Origin of the sequence: Dyella sp. SG562 (genome assembly GCF_011759495.1) — a bacterium.
Taxonomy (GTDB): Bacteria; Pseudomonadota; Gammaproteobacteria; order Xanthomonadales; family Rhodanobacteraceae; genus Dyella_D; species Dyella_D marensis.
This window is the reverse complement of sequence record NZ_JAAOYS010000008.1, coordinates 168,935-187,065: the sequence shown is the minus strand read 5'-3', so window position 1 is coordinate 187,065 and position 18,131 is coordinate 168,935. Positions and strand designations below refer to the sequence as shown.

The 18,131-nt window shown below is 67.2% G+C and carries 15 protein-coding genes; 8 read left to right on the top strand and 7 right to left on the bottom strand.

The features are described from left to right. Nucleotides 1-53 precede the first annotated feature (53 nt). Nucleotides 54-824 carry an FHA domain-containing protein gene (locus tag FHW84_RS15800; protein WP_167256930.1) on the bottom strand — a complete coding sequence of 257 codons (771 nt, stop codon included), beginning with the start codon at nt 822-824 and terminating at the stop codon, nt 54-56. 139 nt (nt 825-963) lie between these two features. On the opposite strand from FHW84_RS15800, the gene FHW84_RS15795 reads away from it, so the two are divergent. After that, entirely contained in the window at nt 964-1,239 is a 276-nt protein-coding gene (locus FHW84_RS15795; protein ID WP_167256929.1) for a polyhydroxyalkanoic acid system family protein, read from the top strand. 83 nt (nt 1,240-1,322) lie between these two features. After that, nucleotides 1,323-1,541 (top strand): translation initiation factor IF-1, encoded by a 219-nt coding sequence (gene infA / locus FHW84_RS15790; protein WP_026636496.1) that lies wholly within the window; start codon nt 1,323-1,325, stop codon nt 1,539-1,541. Between the two features lie 121 nt (nt 1,542-1,662). Here infA and clpA read toward each other — a convergent pair whose 3' ends face one another. Then, nucleotides 1,663-3,933, bottom strand: a complete 2,271-nt coding sequence (gene clpA / locus FHW84_RS15785; RefSeq protein ID WP_167256928.1) for an ATP-dependent Clp protease ATP-binding subunit ClpA — start codon at nt 3,931-3,933, stop codon at nt 1,663-1,665. A gap of 63 nt (nt 3,934-3,996) precedes the next feature. Further along, nucleotides 3,997-4,323 (bottom strand): ATP-dependent Clp protease adapter ClpS, encoded by a 327-nt coding sequence (gene clpS, locus FHW84_RS15780; RefSeq protein WP_167256927.1) that lies wholly within the window; start codon nt 4,321-4,323, stop codon nt 3,997-3,999. 138 nt (nt 4,324-4,461) lie between these two features. On the opposite strand from clpS, the gene FHW84_RS15775 reads away from it, so the two are divergent. Genes FHW84_RS15775 through hflD form a run of 3 tightly spaced genes read left to right on the top strand, consistent with a single transcriptional unit; the run spans nt 4,462 to nt 6,714 of the window. Further along, the gene (locus FHW84_RS15775) at nt 4,462-4,953 is read left to right on the top strand and encodes an NUDIX hydrolase (RefSeq protein WP_167256926.1); all 492 of its coding nucleotides are present in this window, start codon (nt 4,462-4,464) and stop codon (nt 4,951-4,953) included. Next, the gene (gene mnmA / locus FHW84_RS15770; protein ID WP_167256925.1) at nt 4,950-6,080 is read left to right on the top strand and encodes a tRNA 2-thiouridine(34) synthase MnmA; all 1,131 of its coding nucleotides are present in this window, start codon (nt 4,950-4,952) and stop codon (nt 6,078-6,080) included. Before FHW84_RS15775 ends, mnmA begins: the two co-directional genes overlap by 4 nt. Nucleotides 6,081-6,090: 10 nt before the next feature. Beyond that, on the top strand, nt 6,091-6,714 hold the full coding sequence (gene hflD, locus FHW84_RS15765; protein ID WP_167256924.1) for a high frequency lysogenization protein HflD: 624 nt from the start codon (nt 6,091-6,093) through the stop codon (nt 6,712-6,714). Between the two features lie 40 nt (nt 6,715-6,754). Here the strand turns inward: hflD and FHW84_RS15760 are convergent, their stop codons facing one another. After that, on the bottom strand, nt 6,755-7,657 hold the full coding sequence (locus FHW84_RS15760; RefSeq protein ID WP_167256923.1) for a LysR family transcriptional regulator: 903 nt from the start codon (nt 7,655-7,657) through the stop codon (nt 6,755-6,757). Nucleotides 7,658-7,875: 218 nt separating this feature from the next. Continuing rightward, on the bottom strand, nt 7,876-10,467 hold the full coding sequence (gene acnB, locus FHW84_RS15755) for a bifunctional aconitate hydratase 2/2-methylisocitrate dehydratase (protein ID WP_167256922.1): 2,592 nt from the start codon (nt 10,465-10,467) through the stop codon (nt 7,876-7,878). Between the two features lie 351 nt (nt 10,468-10,818). On the opposite strand from acnB, the gene acnA reads away from it, so the two are divergent. Beyond that, nucleotides 10,819-13,569, top strand: coding sequence for an aconitate hydratase AcnA (gene acnA, locus FHW84_RS15750; RefSeq protein ID WP_167256921.1), 2,751 nt, complete (start codon nt 10,819-10,821; stop codon nt 13,567-13,569). A 62-nt stretch (nt 13,570-13,631) separates the two neighbouring features. Here acnA and FHW84_RS15745 read toward each other — a convergent pair whose 3' ends face one another. Further along, nucleotides 13,632-14,066 (bottom strand): hypothetical protein, encoded by a 435-nt coding sequence (locus FHW84_RS15745; protein ID WP_167256920.1) that lies wholly within the window; start codon nt 14,064-14,066, stop codon nt 13,632-13,634. A gap of 134 nt (nt 14,067-14,200) precedes the next feature. On the opposite strand from FHW84_RS15745, the gene FHW84_RS15740 reads away from it, so the two are divergent. Continuing rightward, the gene (locus FHW84_RS15740) at nt 14,201-15,889 is read left to right on the top strand and encodes an AMP-binding protein (protein WP_167256919.1); all 1,689 of its coding nucleotides are present in this window, start codon (nt 14,201-14,203) and stop codon (nt 15,887-15,889) included. A gap of 116 nt (nt 15,890-16,005) precedes the next feature. Here FHW84_RS15740 and FHW84_RS15735 read toward each other — a convergent pair whose 3' ends face one another. Next, nucleotides 16,006-16,374, bottom strand: coding sequence for a PilZ domain-containing protein (locus FHW84_RS15735; protein WP_167256918.1), 369 nt, complete (start codon nt 16,372-16,374; stop codon nt 16,006-16,008). 827 nt (nt 16,375-17,201) lie between these two features. Here FHW84_RS15735 and FHW84_RS15730 point away from each other — a divergent pair. Continuing rightward, complete coding sequence (locus FHW84_RS15730; protein ID WP_167256917.1) at nt 17,202-18,104, top strand: ScpA family protein; 903 nt, start codon at nt 17,202-17,204, stop codon at nt 18,102-18,104. Nucleotides 18,105-18,131: the final 27 nt, after the last annotated feature.

Below are 18,131 nucleotides of genomic sequence, written 5' to 3'. Positions count from 1 at the left end.
CCGCATTATGCCGCGCCGCAACAACCCAGCGTCAACCGTAGAAAACCGTTGCTTTAGAAACGGACGAGCAAGATCAGGGCGATGCCCAGCGCCAGCACGGCGGCGGTGACGATCAGCCACCACACCTCGCCGCGCGGGCCGGCGTCTTCCTCGGGCAGGTGCTCGGGTTCCGGCGGAGGCGGCGGCAGTTCCGGCTCGCGTTCCAGGCCCGGGGCATCGACCACGAAGCGGTGCATGGCCAGGCCGATCTGGTCGCCCGGATGCAGCGCCACCCGCTGCACCGGCGCGCCGTTGACGCGCAGCGGATAGCGTTCGGAACCCTGCAGCGATTCCAGCCACACCTGCCCGTCCTTCCAGGCCAGGCGGAACGAGGCCGTCTCGCCCTGCGGCAGTTCCAGCGGATAGCGGCCGAGCGGGCCGAATTCCAGCGCGCCGTCGACCGCGATCACCCGGCCCGACAGCGGGCCGCCCATCGCCCGCAGCGCCACCGCGCAGCGGGCCGCATCGGACACGCTTTCGAGCGGGGCGCGGGCCTCGGGCAGCTCGTCGGCGCACAGCAGCATGCGGCAATCGCCGACGCTCAGGATGTCGCCGGCGCGCAGCAGCGCCCGTTCGCGTACGGGCCGGGCATTGACGTAGATGCGGTTCCCCTGCGGCAGCACCTGCAGCACCCAGCCGCGGCGATCCAGCTGGATGCGCAGGTGGTGGCTGCCGGCCTGGCGCTCGGCCAGCACCAGATCGTTGTCGGGCGCGCTGCCGATCCTCAGCAGCGGCTGCTCCCAACGAAAATCTTCGCGGGCCGAATGAGGAAACTCGATGCGCATCTGTGAACCAGTCTAGAGACCGGCGGGACTCTAGCAGATACATGCGTCCGCTCCATGCGGCCTGCGCTGAATGCGTGGCGATCGCTGCCATGCGTGGCTATCGCCGCTAATATGCGTGGTTTCTCCGCAGGAACCGACCATGCCCAAGATCGACATCCGCCGCCCACACCAGCTTTCCGTGCCCGAGGCCCGCGCCGTGGTCGAGCAGGTGGCGGCGCGCATGCGCGAGAAGTTCGGCATGGAGGGCAGCTGGCAGGGCGACACGCTCAGCTTCCAGCGGCCGGGGGTCAACGGCTCGATCGAGGTGGGAACCGACGCCATCCAGGTCCGGGCCGAGCTGGGCATGATGCTGGCCCCGCTCAAGGGGATGGTGGAACAGGAGATCCGCCGCAAGCTGGACGAGCACTTCGGCTGATGATTCTTTAACCATCCGCTATTCCATGGCATAATCGCCCGCTTACGCGGCCGCGACGGCCGCCCTCTTACCGACCGGAACGCATGGCCAAAGACGACGTCATCGAAATGGAAGGCACGGTCATGGAGACCCTGCCGAACACCATGTTCCGCGTGCAGCTGGAGAATGGGCACGTGATCACCGCCCACATTTCCGGTCGCATGCGCAAGCACTACATCCGTATCCTCACCGGCGACAAGGTGAAGGTGGAGATGACTCCGTACGACCTGACCAAGGGTCGTATCACCTATCGCATGAAGTGATGCCGGCCGCCTGCCCGGACGGGCGGGCATCCGGATCGGCCCCACCAGCGGGCCGGGTTCCGCAAACGAAAAGGCCGCGCTGAGCGCGGCCTTTTCTTTCTGCCTGCGAAACCGCGGCGGCTCAGGAAACCACCGCCGGCAGTTTCTCCGCTTCCTCGGTGTCCACCTTCAGCTCGCCGTCGGCCACGCTCAGGCGCACCTTGCCGCCCTCGGACAGCTTGCCGAACAGCAGCTCGTCGGCCAGCGGACGCTTCACCTTCTCCTGGATCACGCGGGCCATCGGGCGCGCGCCCATCTGCGGATCGAAGCCGTGCTCGGCCAGCCAGCGGCGGGCGTCGGCGTCCACGTCCAGCGACACGTGCTTCTCGCCCAGCTGGGTCTCCAGTTCGATCAGGAACTTGTCCACCACGCGCAGGATGTGCTCGAAGTCCAGCGCGTTGAACTGGATCACCGCGTCCAGGCGGTTGCGGAACTCCGGCGTGAAGGTGCGGCGGATCACTTCCATCGAGTCGGTGGTGTGGCTCTGCTTGACGAAGCCGATGCCGCGGCGGGCCGCCTGCTGCGCGCCGGCATTGGTGGTCATCACCAGGATCACGTTCTTGAAGTTCGCCTCGCGGCCGTTGGTGTCGGTCAGCACGCCGCGGTCCATCACCTGCAGCAGGATGTTGTACACATCCGGATGCGCCTTCTCGATCTCGTCCAGCAGCAGCACCGCGTGCGGATGCTTGGTCACCGCCTCGGTCAGCAGGCCGCCCTGGTCGAAGCCGACATAGCCCGGAGGTGCGCCGACCAGGCGCGAGACGGAGTGCGCTTCCATGTACTCGGACATGTCGAAGCGGATCATCTCGATGCCCAGCTGCATCGCCAACTGGCGGGTGACCTCGGTCTTGCCCACGCCGGTGGGGCCGGCGAGCAGGAAGGAGCCGATCGGCTTGGACGGATCGGCCAGGCCGGAACGCGCCATCTTGATCGACGAGGCCAGCGCCTCGATCGCCGCATCCTGGCCGAACACCACCATCTTGAGGTTGCGTTCCAGGTTGCGCAGCACGTCGCGGTCCGAGGCCGAGACCTGCTTGGCCGGGATGCGCGCCATCTTGGCCACGATGTATTCCACTTCCGGCACGTCGATCTTGCCGGTGCGCTGGTCGACCGGCAGCAGGCGCTGGCGGGCGCCGGCTTCGTCGATCACGTCGATCGCCTTGTCCGGCAGCAGGCGGTCGGGAATGTGCTTCACCGACAGGTCCACCGCCGCCTTCAGCGACTCGTTGGTATAGACCACGTTGTGGTGCTCTTCGAAGCGCGAGCGCAGGCCTTTCAGGATCTCGATGCTGTCGGCCACGGTGGGCTCGACCACGTCGATCTTCTGGAAGCGGCGGGCCAGCGCGCGGTCCTTCTCGAAGATGCCGCGGAATTCCTGGAACGTGGTGGAACCGATGCAGCGCAGCTCGCCGGAGGCCAGCATCGGCTTGATCAGGTTGGACGCGTCCATGGTGCCGCCCGAGGCGGAACCGGCGCCGATGATGGTATGGATCTCGTCGATGAAGAGGATCGAGCCCGGCTGCTTCTTCAGCTGGGTGATCACCGCTTTCAGGCGCTTCTCGAAGTCGCCGCGGTACTTGGTGCCGGCTACCAGGGCGCCCAGGTCCAGCGACCAGATGGTGGCGTTTTCCAGCACCTCGGGCACGTCGCCGTCGACGATGCGCTTGGCCAGGCCTTCGGCCAGGGCGGTCTTGCCCACGCCGGCCTCGCCCACGTAGAGCGGGTTGTTCTTGCGGCGGCGGCACAGCACCTGGATGGTGCGCTCGATCTCGTCCTGGCGGCCGATCAGCGGGTCGATCTTGCCTTCCAGCGCCAGCTCGTTGAGGTTGGCGGCGTACTCGCTCAAGGGATTGCCCTTGGGATCGCCGCCCTCCTCGCCTTCGCGGTCGGTGCCGGGCATGCCGGTGGACGGTTCGTCGCCGATCTTGGCGATGCCGTGCGAGATGTAATTGACCACGTCCAGGCGGGTGATTTCCTGCTGGTGCAAGAAGTACACCGCGTGGGAGTCCTTCTCGCCGAAGATCGCCACCAGCACGTTGGCGCCGGTGACCTCCTTACGGCCGGAGGACTGCACGTGGTACACGGCCCGCTGCAGCACGCGCTGGAAACCCAGGGTGGGCTGGGTGTCGCGCTCGTCGCCGTGCGGCAGTACCGGCACGGTCTCGGCGATGATCTTTTCCAGCTCGTGGGTGAGCCGTGGCAGGTCGACCCCGCAGGCGCGCAGGGCGCCGAGGGCGGACTGGTTTTCGGTGAGCGCGAGCAGCAGGTGCTCCACCGTCATGAATTCGTGGCGCTGCTCGCGGGCCTGCTTGTAGCACTGGCCGATGGTGACTTCGAGATCCTTGCTGAACATCCGGACCTTCTCCGCTTGGATGGCAGGGCGGCTAACGCCGCGATGACCACGAAATGGGGGCGCTCACAGCTTTTCCATAGTGCATAGCAAAGGATGCTGATGGGCACGTGAATATTCGTTCACCTGGGTCACCTTGGTTTCGGCCACCTCCCTCGTGAAGACCCCGCACACGCCCTTGCCGCGGGTGTGCACGTGAAGCATCACCTGCACCGCGCGCTCCTGGTCCAGGCCGAAGAAGCTGCGCAGCACCTCCACCACGAAATCCATGGGGGTGAAATCGTCGTTGAGCAGGACCACCTGGAACAGCGGCGGGCGTGCCACCTCCGGACGGGCGGTTTCCAACGCCAGGCCATGCCCTGTGCCTTGCTCGTGTTCGGGTTCGTGCGCCATGAGTTCCGCTGTCTCGATCTTGTGGCCAGTATACCGCCCGGCCCACGCGATGGTTTCCGCGTTCCGGGATAGCACTTTCAGGTGATGGCACAATGTCATCTTTTCCAGTGCCGGCTTTAAGCGCTATATCCCCTGCCCATGAACGATTCCGCTCCCGCCCCTGCTGCCGTGTGGTGTCCGCGCGTCACCGTCGCCTGCGTGGTGGCCGACGGCGGCCGCTACCTGATGGTGGAAGAAGAGGTCAATGGCCGGCTCGTCTACAACCAGCCGGCTGGCCATCTGGACGATGGCGAAAGCCTGGCCAGCGCCGCCGTGCGCGAGACGCTGGAGGAAACCGGCTGGACCGTCGAGCTCGACGCGCTGGTCGGCGTGCACCAGTGGCGCAGCACCGAGCACGGCCACAGCGTGCTGCGTTTCAGCTTCGCCGCCAGCCCCGTCGGGCACGACCCGGACCGCCGGCTGGATACCGGCATCCGCCGCGCCCTGTGGCTGACCCGCGCCGAAGTGGCCGGCCTGGGCGACCGCCTGCGCAGCCCGCTGGTGCTGCGGAGCATCGACGCCTGGCTGGCCGGCCAGCGGGTTCCGCTGTCCGCGTTGAGCAGCCTGCTGCCCGAGGACCGCTATCCGTGAAAGTGATGCTGGGCATCTCCGGCGGCGTGGACTCCTCGGTCGCCGCCCTGCTGCTGCAACAGGCCGGCCACGAGGTCGAAGGCCTGTTCATGCAGAACTGGGAAGAAGACGACCGCGCCGGCCCCTGCACCGCCGACGCCGACCGCAAGGACGCCGTCGCGGTCTGCGGCCGCCTGGGCATTCCTTTCCATGCGCGCAATTTCGCCGCCGAATACTGGGACGGCGTGTTCGAGCATTTCCTCGCCGAATACCGCGCCGGCCGCACGCCGAACCCCGACGTGCTGTGCAACCGCGAGATCAAGTTCAAGACCTTTCTCGACGAAGCGCGCGCGCTCGGCGCGGACAAGATCGCCACCGGCCACTACGCCCGCGTGGACGAACGCGACGGGCAGCACCGCCTGCTGCGCGCGGTGGATGCTGGCAAGGACCAGACCTATTTCCTGCACGCGCTGGGCCAGCGGCAGCTCGCCGCCACGCTGTTCCCGGTCGGCGAGATCGAGAAATCCGCGGTGCGCCGCATGGCCCTGGACGCGGCCCTGCCGACGCACGCCAAGAAGGATTCCACCGGCATCTGCTTTATCGGCGAGCGCGATTTCCGCGAATTCCTGGGCCAGTACATCCCCGCCCGCCCCGGCGAGATGCGCACGCCCGACGGCGCGCGCGTGGGCGAGCACCAGGGCGTCATGTACTACACGCTGGGCCAGCGCAACGGCCTGGGCATCGGCGGCCGCCAGGGCGCCAGCGGCGACGCCTGGTACGTGGTGGGCAAGGACGTGCGCGCCAACGTGCTGTACGTGGCCCAGGGCGGCGAGAACCACTGGCTGCACTCGCAGCGCCTGCATGCCGACGCTCCCACCTGGGTGGCCGGCGCGGCGCCCGCCGCCGAATTCCGCTGTACCGCCAAGACGCGCTACCGCCAGCACGACCAGGCCTGCACCGTGCGCGTCGACGCCGCCGGCGTGGAAGTGCGCTTCGACGAAGCCCAGCGCGCCGTCACACCCGGCCAGTCCGTAGTTTTCTACGATGGCGAGGTTTGCCTGGGCGGCGCCGTGATCGCCCGCACCGACGCTCCCTACGGCGGCTGGAACGCCGCCCCTGTCCCCGAAGAGTCCGCACAACGTGTTTGAAACCTATGCCATGACCGAAGAGCGCGTGCTCGCGCTGGCCGGCCTGTTCCAGGCCGCCGCGCTCACCCAGCAGCTGGCCAACGACGGGCGCTGCGACGAGAGCGCGTTCGAGAGCAGCGTCGGCAGCGTGTTCCGCATCGATGCGCCATCGGTGGTCGGCGTCTACGGCCATGTCGGCGGCGTGCGCCTGGGCCTGCGCCAGCTGATCGCCCAGCTGGACGACACCGGCCGCGACATGGGCGTCACCCGCATGGCGGTCACCGTGATGCGGCTGGAGCGCAGCCTGTCGCGCAACCGCCAGCTGCTGGACGACCTGCAGAAAGGCATCGTCGCCGCGCAGCGCCAGGTCGAGCACTTCGGCCAGGACTCGCCGCAGGTGGTCAAGCGCCTGGCCGAGCTGTACGCGTCCACCCTGTCCACGCTGAAGCCGCGCGTGATGGTCACCGGCAATCCGCAGCAGCTGCAGCAGCCCAAGGTGGTGGAGAAGGTGCGCGCCAGCCTGCTGGCGGCGGTGCGTTCGGCGGTGCTGTGGCGACAGATCGGCGGGCGCCAGTGGCAGCTGCTGTTCTACCGGCGCCAGTGCAGCATGCTGGCGCGGGGCTTGTTGACCGGGGTGACGCTGGACAACGGCTGACGCCGCTCAGGCGGCGTCGCCCGCCTTCAGCCCATCGCCCTCAACCCATCACCTTCAGTCCCGGCCGCTGCTTCGCCAGCTTGCGCAGCAGCTCGGCAAACGCCTGCAGGTCCGCCTCCCACGGCGAGGCCTCGCGCCAGTACAGCGCGATCTCGCGCCCCGGCGCCTGCCCCTTGAACTTGGCCAGCGCCACTTCCGGCATCGAGGCCAGCCGCTCGTGCGCCAGCGCCGGCACCAGGGCGTAACCGCCGCGCAGGCCGACCAGGGCGGCCAGGCTTTCCAGGCTTACATCTTGTACGTGGCCGCCGCCGAGCACGTCGTCGGCGCGGCTTTCCGCCATCAGGGTGGCGTCGGCGGCGTCGAGCTGCTCCAGCGTCAGGGTGCGGCGGCCGGCCAGCGGATGGTCGGCGCGCAGCATCACTTCCCAGGGTTCGAAGAACAGCGGACGCATGGCGATGCCGCTCACCGGGGGCGACGGCTGCGCCAGCACGGCATCGAGCTCGCCTTCCTGCAGGCGGCGCAGCAGGCCGCGCGGCTTGCCTTCCGACAGGCTGAGCCGGGCGCCCGGGAAATGCTGCGGAAACGGCGCGATCAGATGCGGCAGCAGGTACGGCCCCAAGGTGGCCAGCACGCCCAGGCGCAGTTCGCCGCCGAAGGCGGTCTCGCCGGCGCGCGCGGCCTGCTGCAGATGGTCGGCCGCCAGCAGCACCGCATCGATCTGTTCCAGCAGGCGCTGCCCGCCGGCGGTGGGCACCACCCGGCGGCCGCCGCGCTCGAACAGCGGCGTGCCCAGTGCCTGCTCCACTTTCTGCACCTGGTGCGACAGGCCCGAGGGGCTGATGTGCATGGCGCGCGCGGCGCTGTTGAAGCTGCCGTGCCAGCGCACCGCCTGGACCAGGATCAGGTCGCGCAGCGAGACGGCCGATAAATGAGTGGAAATCATCCTGCTGCCCGCGCCTCGCCGCCGAAGCCCCGCATCGAGGCGGCGCAAAGCATAAACGACGAAGCCCGGCACGGGGCCGGGCTCTTGAAAGCCCCTCTCCCATCGGGAGAGGGGTTGGGGTGAGGGTACGGCCGGAGCGCAAGAGTGATGTGCGCCGCTCCGGCCGAACCCTCATCCGGCTGCCGCCACCTTCTCCCGATGGGAGAAGGATTCCACGATTAAGCGTCGACGGTATCCGCTACCTGCTTGAAATCGGCAATCTGATCGAAGTTCATATAGCGATAGATCTTCTCGCCATTCGCATTGATCACGCCGATGTCCGCCATGTACTCCTCCTTGGTCGGGATGCGGCCCAGGCGCGAGCAGATCGCCGCCAGTTCCGCCGAGCCGAGGTACACGTTGGTGTTCTTGCCCAGGCGGTTAGGGAAGTTGCGCGTGCTGGTGGACATCACCGTGGCGCCTTCGCGCACCTGCGCCTGGTTGCCCATGCACAGCGAGCAGCCCGGCATTTCCATGCGCGCGCCGGCAGTGCCGAGCACGCCGTAGTGGCCTTCCTCGGTGAGCTGCTGCTGGTCCATCTTGGTCGGCGGAGCCACCCACAGGCGGGTCGGGATATCGCGCTTGCCTTCCAGCAGCTTCGACGCTGCCCGGAAATGACCGATATTCGTCATGCAGGAACCGATGAACACCTCGTCGATCTTCGCGCCGGCCACGTCGGACAGCGACTTCACGTCGTCCGGGTCGTTCGGGCAGGCCACGATCGGCTCGTGCACGTCGGCCAGGTCGATCTCGATCACCGCGGCGTACTCGGCGTCCGCATCCGGCTCCAGCAGCTGCGGGTTGGCCAGCCACTCTTCCATCTTCTTGATGCGGCGGGACAGCGAGCGGGCGTCCTGGTAGCCCTGGGCGATCATGTACTTCAGCAGGGTGATGTTGCTGTTGAGGTATTCGATGATCGGCGCCTTGTCCAGGCGCACCGTGCAGCCGGCGGCGGAGCGCTCGGCCGAGGCGTCGGACAGCTCGAACGCCTGCTCCACCTTGAGGTTCGGCAGGCCTTCGATCTCCAGGATGCGGCCGGAGAAGATGTTCTGCTTGCCCTGCTTGGCCACGGTGAGCAGGCCCTGCTTGATGGCATACAGCGGAATCGCATTGACCAGGTCGCGCAGCGTAACGCCCGGCTGCAGCTCGCCCTTGAAGCGCACCAGCACCGACTCGGGCATGTCCAGCGGCATCACGCCGGTGGCGGCGGCGAAGGCCACCAGGCCGGAGCCGGCCGGGAAGGAGATGCCGATCGGGAAGCGCGTGTGGCTGTCGCCGCCCGTGCCGACGGTGTCGGGCAGCAGCATGCGGTTGAGCCAGGAGTGGATGACGCCGTCGCCCGGACGCAGGCTGATGCCGCCGCGGGTGGAGATGAAGGCGGGCAGCTCGTGGTGGGTCTTCACGTCGACCGGCTTCGGATACGCCGCGGTGTGGCAGAACGACTGCATCACCAGGTCGGCCGAGAAGCCCAGGCAGGCCAGGTCCTTCAGCTCGTCGCGGGTCATCGGGCCGGTGGTGTCCTGCGAACCGACCGAGGTCATCTTCGGCTCGCAATAGGTGCCCGGGCGCACGCCCTCGCCTTCGGCCAGGCCGCAGGCGCGGCCGACCATCTTCTGCGCCAGGGTGTAGCCCTTGCCGGTGTCGGCCGGGTTCTGCGGCAGGCGGAACAGCGTGGACGGGGCCAGGCCCAGCGCCTCGCGCGCCTTGGCGGTGAGGCCGCGGCCGATGATCAGCGGAATGCGGCCGCCGGCGCGCACTTCGTCGAACAGCACGTCGGACTTCACCTGGAACTCGGCGATCACCTCGCCGTTCTTCAGCGCCTTGCCCTCGTACGGGCGCAGCTCGACCACGTCGCCCATGTCCATCTTCGACACGTCGAGCTCGATCGGCAGCGCGCCGGCGTCTTCCATGGTGTTGTAGAAGATCGGGGCGATCTTGCTGCCCAGGCACACGCCGCCGAAGCGCTTGTTCGGGATGAAGGGGATGTCCTCGCCGGTCCACCACAGCACCGAGTTGGTGGCGGACTTGCGGCTGGAGCCGGTGCCGACCACGTCGCCCACGTAGGCCACCAGGTGGCCCTGCCTGGCCAGGTCCTGGATCTGCTGGATCGGGCCGCGCTTGCCGTCTTCTTCCGGCTGGAACGGCGCGCCTTCGCGCTTGTTCTTCAGCATGGCCAGCGCGTGCAGCGGGATGTCCGGGCGGGTGGTGGCGTCGGGGGCCGGCGACAGGTCGTCGGTGTTGGTCTCGCCCGGCACCTTGAACACGGTGATGGTCAGGCTCGGCGGCACTTCCGGACGGCTGGTGAACCATTCGGCGTCGGCCCAGCTCTGCAGCACGCTCTTGGCGTTGGCATTGCCCTTGTCGGCCTTTTCCTTCACGTCGTGGAAGGAGTCGAACATCAGCAAGGTCTTCTTCAGCGCATCGGCGGCGATGCCGCCCACCTGCGCGTCGTCCAGCAGTTCGATCAGCGGATGGATGTTGTAGCCGCCCAGCATGGTGCCGAGCAGTTCGGTGGCCTTCTCGCGGCTGAGCAGCGGGCAGGCTTCCTTGCCGAACGCCACGGCGGCCAGGTACGAGGCCTTGACCTTGGCCGCGTCGTCCACGCCGGCCGGCACGCGGTTGCTGATCAGGTCGACCAGGAAGGCCTCCTCGCCGGCGGGCGGGTTCTTCAGCAGCTCGATCAGGTCGGCGGTCTGCTGGGCCGTCAGCGGCAGCGCGGGGATCCCGAGGGCGGCGCGCTCGGCGACGTGTTGGCGATAGGCGTTGAGCATGTGGTTCTCGTCCGTTGGCGTGGCGGGAAGCGGAACGTCACCCGAGTTGGCAGGAGGCCGCAAAGCCAGTCCCCAAGCCGCTTCCGGAGGTCGTTTCAGCCGCTCATTTTGCCAGCCGCAGGCCATCTGCCGCAACGCAAGACGTTGTTTCCGCCTGCGTTCGATATCTTGCAATGACGGCAACGGCAAATCGCCCGCCCGGTAACTTGCGCGTAGCGCCGTTTGCCTCAAACTCCCCGGAATCGGCAGAACGGAAGGGCTTGTTTGCGCCCGATGCTCACGCCGGCTGCCCTAGGATCCCCCAGCGACGCCACCTCAGCGCCGCGACCCCAAGCAACAGGAGTTCAACCCATGCTGGATTCATTCGCCACCCGCGACACCCTCAAGGTCAACGGCAGCTCGTACCAGATCGCCAGCCTCGCCAAGCTCGGCCAGCGCTTCGACATCAAGCACCTGCCCTACTCGATGAAGATCCTGCTGGAGAACCTGTTGCGCCACGAGGACGGCGTCAACGTCACCGCCAAGGAAATCGAAGCGGTCGCGCGCTGGAACCCGAAGGCCGAGCCGGATACCGAGATCGCCTTCATGCCCGCGCGCGTGGTGCTGCAGGACTTCACCGGCGTGCCCTGCGTGGTCGACCTGGCGGCGATGCGCGACGCGGTGGTGAAGCTCGGCGGCGACGCCAGGCAGATCAATCCGCTGGCGCCGGCGGAACTGGTGATCGACCACTCGGTGCAGGTCGACGTGTACGGTTCGGAATCCGCGCTGGAACAGAACGTGGCGATCGAATTCCAGCGCAACCAGGAGCGCTACGCCTTCCTGCGCTGGGGCCAGAAGGCGTTCGACAACTTCAAGGTGGTGCCGCCGCGCACCGGCATCGTGCACCAGGTGAATCTGGAATACCTCGGCCGCGTGGTGTTCACCGGCGAGAAGGACGGCCAGTCCTGGGCATATCCGGACACCGTGTTCGGCACCGACTCGCACACCACCATGATCAACGGCGTGGGCGTGCTGGGCTGGGGCGTGGGCGGCATCGAGGCCGAGGCGGCCATGCTGGGCCAGCCGTCGTCGATGCTGATTCCGCAGGTGGTGGGCTTCAAGCTCACCGGCAAGCTTGCCGAAGGCGTGACCGCCACCGACCTGGTGCTCACCGTCACCCAGATGCTGCGCAAGCTCGGCGTGGTGGGCAAGTTCGTGGAGTTCTTCGGCCCCGGCCTGAAGGATCTGGCGCTGGCCGACCGCGCCACCATCGGCAACATGGCGCCGGAATACGGCGCCACCTGCGGCATTTTCCCGATCGACCAGGAAGCGCTGAACTACCTGCGCCTGTCCGGCCGCAGCGAAGAGCAGATCGAGCTGGTCAAGTCCTACGCGCAGGCGCAGGGCCTGTGGCACGACGAGAACACGCCGCACGCGCAGTTCACCACCACGCTGGAACTGGACCTGGGCGACGTGCGCCCCTCGCTGGCCGGCCCCAAGCGTCCGCAGGACCGCGTGCTGCTGCAGGACGTCGAAAAGAGCTTCCGCGACGCGCTCGGCCCGCTCACGGCCAACCGCCGTCCGCGCAACGGCGACACCTCGAACTTCATCAATGAAGGCGGCTCCTCCGCGATCGGCAATCCCGCCAATGCGGTTTCCGAAAGCGGCGTGCTGGTGGAGAAGGACGGCGAGAATTTCCGCCTGTCCGACGGCGCGGTGGTGATCGCCGCGATCACCTCCTGCACCAATACCTCCAACCCCGCCGTGATGCTCGCCGCCGGCCTGCTGGCCAGGAAGGCCGCGGCCAAGGGCCTGAAGGCGCAGCCGTGGGTGAAGACCTCGCTCGGGCCGGGTTCGAAGGTGGTCACCGATTACCTCGAGCAGACCGGCCTGCTGAAGGAGCTGGAGAAGGTCGGCTTCTACGTGGTCGGCTATGGCTGCACCACCTGCATCGGCAACTCCGGCCCGCTGCCGGCGGAAATCAGCAAGGGCATCGCCGAGGGCGATCTGGCGGTGGCGTCGGTGCTGTCGGGCAACCGCAACTTCGAGGGCCGCGTGCACCCGGAAGTGAAGATGAACTACCTCGCCTCGCCGCCGCTGGTGGTGGCGTATGCGCTGGCCGGTTCGCTCGACGTGGATCTGAGCAAGGAACCGCTGGGCACCGGCAGCGACGGCAAGCCGGTGTACTTGAAGGACATCTGGCCGAGCAACCAGGAGATCTCCGACACCATCGCCGGTGCGATCAACCCGGCCATGTTCACCAAGAACTACGCCGACGTGTTCAAGGGCGACGACCGCTGGAACCACATCGCCTCGCCGGATGGCTCGGTGTACCAGTGGGGCGATTCCACCTACATCAAGAACCCGCCCTACTTCGACGGCATGACCCGCGAAGTCGGCAAGGTGGAGGACATCCACGGCGCCCGCGTGCTCGGCCTGTTCGGCGACTCCATCACCACCGACCACATCTCGCCGGCCGGCTCGATCAAGAAGGACAGCCCGGCGGGCCGCTTCCTGATCGGCAAGGGCGTGGAACCGAAGGACTTCAACTCCTACGGCTCGCGCCGCGGCAACGACGACGTGATGGTGCGCGGCACCTTCGCCAACATCCGCATCAGGAACCTGATGCTGGACGGCGTCGAAGGCGGCTACACCCTGCACGTGCCCAGCGGCGAGCAGCTGGCGATCTACGACGCGGCGATGAAGTACAAGGCCGAGCACACGCCGCTGGTGGTGCTGGCCGGCAAGGAATACGGCACCGGCTCCTCGCGCGACTGGGCGGCCAAGGGCACCTTGCTGCTGGGCGTGAAGGCGGTGATTGCCGAGAGCTTCGAGCGCATCCACCGCTCCAACCTGGTCGGCATGGGCGTGCTGCCCTGCCAGTTCGAGGACGGCCAGAGCGCGCAGTCGCTGGGCCTGACCGGCAAGGAGGTGTTCGACATCACCGGCTTGAACGACGGCGAGTCGAAGGTGGCCAAGGTCACCGCCACCGCGCCGAACGGCAGCAGGAAGGAGTTCACCGTGAAGGTGCTGCTGCTGACGCCGAAGGAGCGGGAGTTCTTCCGCCACGGCGGCATCCTGCAGTACGTGCTGCGGCAGCTGGCGGGGAAGAAGGCGGCCTGAGGCCTTCGTTCCTAACGCTTGAAAGAACGCCGCCCTCAGGCGGCGTTCTTTTTTGGGACGGCTTACAGCTGCTGTTCCCAGCTCGCGGTAAAGCAGCGCCACTCGCGCCCTTCCCTGCGCCAGCCCGTCTCCACCTTGAACATGCCCAGTTCCGCCGGGAACAGCTTGCCGCCGCTGCCCAGGGTGATGGTGAAGCGCGCCACGTAGCGGTCGCCGCGCGGCTCCACCTCGATCGGGCCGAGCACCGCATGCACGCTCTCGCCGCGGAACTTCGCCAGGCGCAGCAGATTGCCCAGGTCCTTGGCGCTCATGGCGCCGCCGTTGCCGTCGAAATCCTCGCTCAGCACGCCGGTGAGCGCGCCGGCATCGGCGTCGGCCGCGGCGGTGCGCGCGGCCTCGATGGACTGGCGGATGCGCACCTCGTCGGGCGCGCGCCGGCAGCCGCCCAGGGCCACCGCCAGCACGGCGAAAAACAGCAGAAAAACAAGCTTGCGCATCGACCGATCACCCCTCGAAAAACCCGCTGCAACGCGGCTTGCCGCTGTACGCGGGCGTATGCTCCAATGCCCTGTGACCATGATGCCCCATGCGCGCGAGCGGCGGCATTCGATACCAGGAGCAGGGATACAACATGAGCAACGAGCGTCCGTGGCTGGCTAATTATCCGGAAGGCGTACCCGCGCAGATCGATCTCAATGCCTACGCTTCCGTCGCCGCGGTGCTGGAGGAAGCCTTCGCGAAGTTCCGCGACCGCCCCGCCTTCCACAGCTTCGGCAAGGAGCTGAGCTACGGCGAGATCGACGAGCTGAGCCGCCACTTCGCCGGCTACCTCACCGGCGTGTTGAAGCTGGTCAAGGGCGACCGCATCGCGATCATGATGCCCAACGTACTGCAGTACCCCATCGCGCTGTTCGGCGCGCTGCGCGCCGGCCTGGTGGTGGTCAACACCAATCCGCTGTACACCGCGCGCGAACTTAAGCACCAGCTCGAAGACGCCGGCGCCAAGGCGCTGGTGGTGATGGACAACTTCGGCGCCACCGTGCAGCAGGTGGTGGCCGAGACACAGGTCAGGCACATCGTCACCACGGGCCTGGGCGACCTGCTCGGCCTGAAGGGCAAGGTGATGAACCTGGTCGTCAAGTACGTCAAGAAGATGGTGCCCGACTACCACCTGCCGCAGGCCGTGCGCTTCCGCGACGCGCTGGCGCAGGGCGCCGCGCATCCGGCGCCGAAAGTCGAGCTCACCCACGACGACCTCGCCTTCCTGCAGTACACCGGCGGCACCACCGGCGTGGCCAAGGGCGCCATGCTGTCGCACGGCAACATGGTGGCGAACATGCTGCAGGCGGGTGCCTGGATTGGCACCAACGCCAAGGAGGGCGAAGAGGTCATCATCACCGCCCTGCCGCTGTATCACATCTTTTCGCTCACGGCGAACGGCCTGGTGTTCACGCGCCTGGGCGGCCTGAACTGGCTGATCACCAATCCGCGCGACATGCCGGCCTTCGTCAAGGAACTGAAGAAGTCGCGCTTCACCGCGCTCACCGGCGTCAACACGCTGTTCAACGGCCTGCTCAACACGCCGGGCTTCGACCAGGTCGATTTCTCGCGCCTGCACCTGAGCCTGGGCGGCGGCATGGCCGTGCAGCGCGCCGTGGCCGAGCGCTGGAAGAAAGTCACCGGCGTGACCCTGGCCGAAGCCTACGGCCTGACCGAGACCTCGCCCGCGGCCTGCATCAATCCGCTGGACCTGAAGGACTACAACGCCTCGATCGGCCTGCCGATTCCTTCCACCGACGTGGCGATCTGGTCCGAGGAAGGCCAGCCGCTGCCGTTCGGCGAAGTGGGCGAGCTGATGGTGAAGGGCCCGCAGGTGATGCAGGGCTACTGGCAGCGCCCGGACGAGACCGCCAAGGTGCTGGGCGCCGACGGCTGGCTGCACACAGGCGACATCGCGCGCATGGACGAGAATGGCTACGTCTATATCGTCGATCGCAAGAAGGACATGATCCTGGTGTCCGGCTTCAACGTGTATCCGAACGAGGTCGAGGACATCGTCATGACCCACCCCGGCGTGGCCGAAGTGGCCGCGGTGGGCGTGCCGGACGAGCATTCCGGCGAAGTGGTGAAGCTGTTCGTGGTGCGCAAGGACCCGAACCTGACGGTGGAAGCGCTGAAGGAGTTCTGCCGCGCCAACCTCACCGGCTACAAGCGGCCCAAGCTGATCGAATTCCGCGATGCGCTGCCCAAGAGCAATGTGGGCAAGATCCTCCGCCGCGAACTGCGCGACGAGAAGAAGCCAGCCGCCTCGGCGGCCTGATGGATCAACTCATGAACCAGCGAGGAGCCTGTCCTCCCCAGGGAGTTCGGACAGGCTCCAGGCTGCCTCGCCCGCGCCGATCCGCGCGGGATTCCACCAGCGGCTGCCGCGACGAATCAATCGTCGTGCCACGTCTCCAGGATGTCGGCGTAGCCGCCCAGCAGATTCCATAGCGGAACCTGCTTGTCCTCCGGTATGCGCGTGTACGCGAAACCGATGTGCCGGTCCGAGATGCGCTTCACCTGGGCCTCCAGGTGGATGTGCAGGTCGTGGCCGAAAATCATGTCCAGCATCCAGCTCTGCCCTACTTCGCCCTGCCATCCCAGCGGGCGGCGCAGCAGCGCGCCGGTGGCCGAGATGTCTACCAGTTCCGTCGGCTGTGACTGGCTGCCGCGGCTCATCAGTACGGTCGTCTCGATGCGCATCCGCGCGGGGCGCAGCTGCTCCGGACCATCGTTATGGTGCTTGCCGCCGGCTTTGGTCATGCCTTTCCCTCCCATCCCCGCTGCCGTGCAGCGTCATCCAACTTATTCGCGGCAGGCACTAGTGCCCGTGAAATGGACCCCCGCCGCGCATGCGGCCTATCCCCGCGCCGATCAAACTGCCCTTACCGTGGCGTAAAGCAAGCGCCGTGCCACGTCGTAATATTCTGCCGGCGACGCGCCCGGAACCCACCGGCACGCGGGATTCGGCCATTTCCCGCCGTTTTGCGGGCGCCTTGAAGCTGTGTCGCTTCCATCGAGCGTTTCCATTGCATCGGCGCCGACGCCCAGGCCAGACGCGGCGGGTCACATGCTGCCCTTGCGACGTGGACGATCGAGCCCTTCCAAACCACGCATCCGCGGCATTCTGCCGATGCACCCGCACGCTTGGTAGGCCGTACGCATACTGGACTTGGCCGCATGCAGCCGTTAACCTTGATCGCACGTGGGTTACAGGGTGCGCCTGCCGTTCGAGCCAGACGCCGCCGGAGCACCCGCCCGACACCCAGCAGACCTCCTGTTCACGCCGTGGCGCAGTTCAACGCGCGGCCCGGCTTGCCGTTCGCCGTGGATTGCCTCCCGGTCCGGTTGCAGGAATTGTTCACGGCCAGCCTGACCGATGCCGCCGCAGGCGCGGTTTCATCATGCAAGGCCGTGACGGACGCCAGAGCGCCCGTGGTGATCGAGCCTCAAGGAGTTTCACGGGTGACCGCCGGATGGCCGCCGCCCGAGAGCGGGGGACAGCCTCAGCGAATGCCGGTGGAATCGAACGGTTCCGAACGTGTTGAACGCACTGCAAGCCGTCATGGGCGGCCCAACGACATGCATTGATGAGCACTGAGCCAGTCGAGCCTCAGCCGGTGGCAGCACCGCAGGACGCTTTCGCGTCGGTACCGCAACAGCAGGAAATGCCGCTGGCCATCGTGCGCGGCGAACCCGTGCTGCAGATGCCGCAGGACCTGTACATCCCGCCGGATGCGCTGGAAGTCATCCTGGAGGCGTTCGAAGGCCCGCTGGACCTGCTGCTGTACCTGATCCGCCGGCAGAACCTGGACATCCTGGACATCCCGATCGCCGAGATCACCCGGCAGTATCTGGAATACATCGACATGATGCGGGACATGCGGCTGGAGCTGGCCGCCGAATACCTGCTGATGGCCGCGATCCTGGCCGAGATCAAGTCGCGGCTGCTGCTGCCGCGGCCGCCGGTGGAAGAAGGCGTCGAGGAAGATCCGCGCGCCGAGCTGGTGCGCCGGCTGCAGGAATACGAGCGCTTCAAGCGCGCGGCGGAGGACATCGACGCCCTGCCCCGCGTCGAGCGCGACACGGTGGTGGTGCACGCCGACAGCGGCGAGCGCACCGTGATCAAGCTGCCGCCGCCGCTGGACCTGAAGGAACTGCTGCTGGCGCTGAAGGACGTGCTGCATCGCGCCGAGCTGTTCGGGCATCACGCCATCCGGCGCGAGGCGCTGAGCGTGCGCCAGCGCATGGGCGAGCTGCTGGGCAAGCTCGGCGACGCCAGCTTTCACCGCTTCGAGACACTGTTCGACCCCAGCGAAGGGCGGCTCGGCGTGGTGGTCACCTTCCTGGCCATGCTGGAACTGGCCAAGGAAATGCTGGTGGAAATCGTGCAGGAAGAGCCGCTGGCTCCGATCTATGTGAAGGCGAAGGTCACCCAGGCCGAGGAATCCGTCGAAGACGACACGCCCGCGCAGGCGTCCGCCGCCGACTGACCCCGAACCCATCCAGGCACTCTCAAC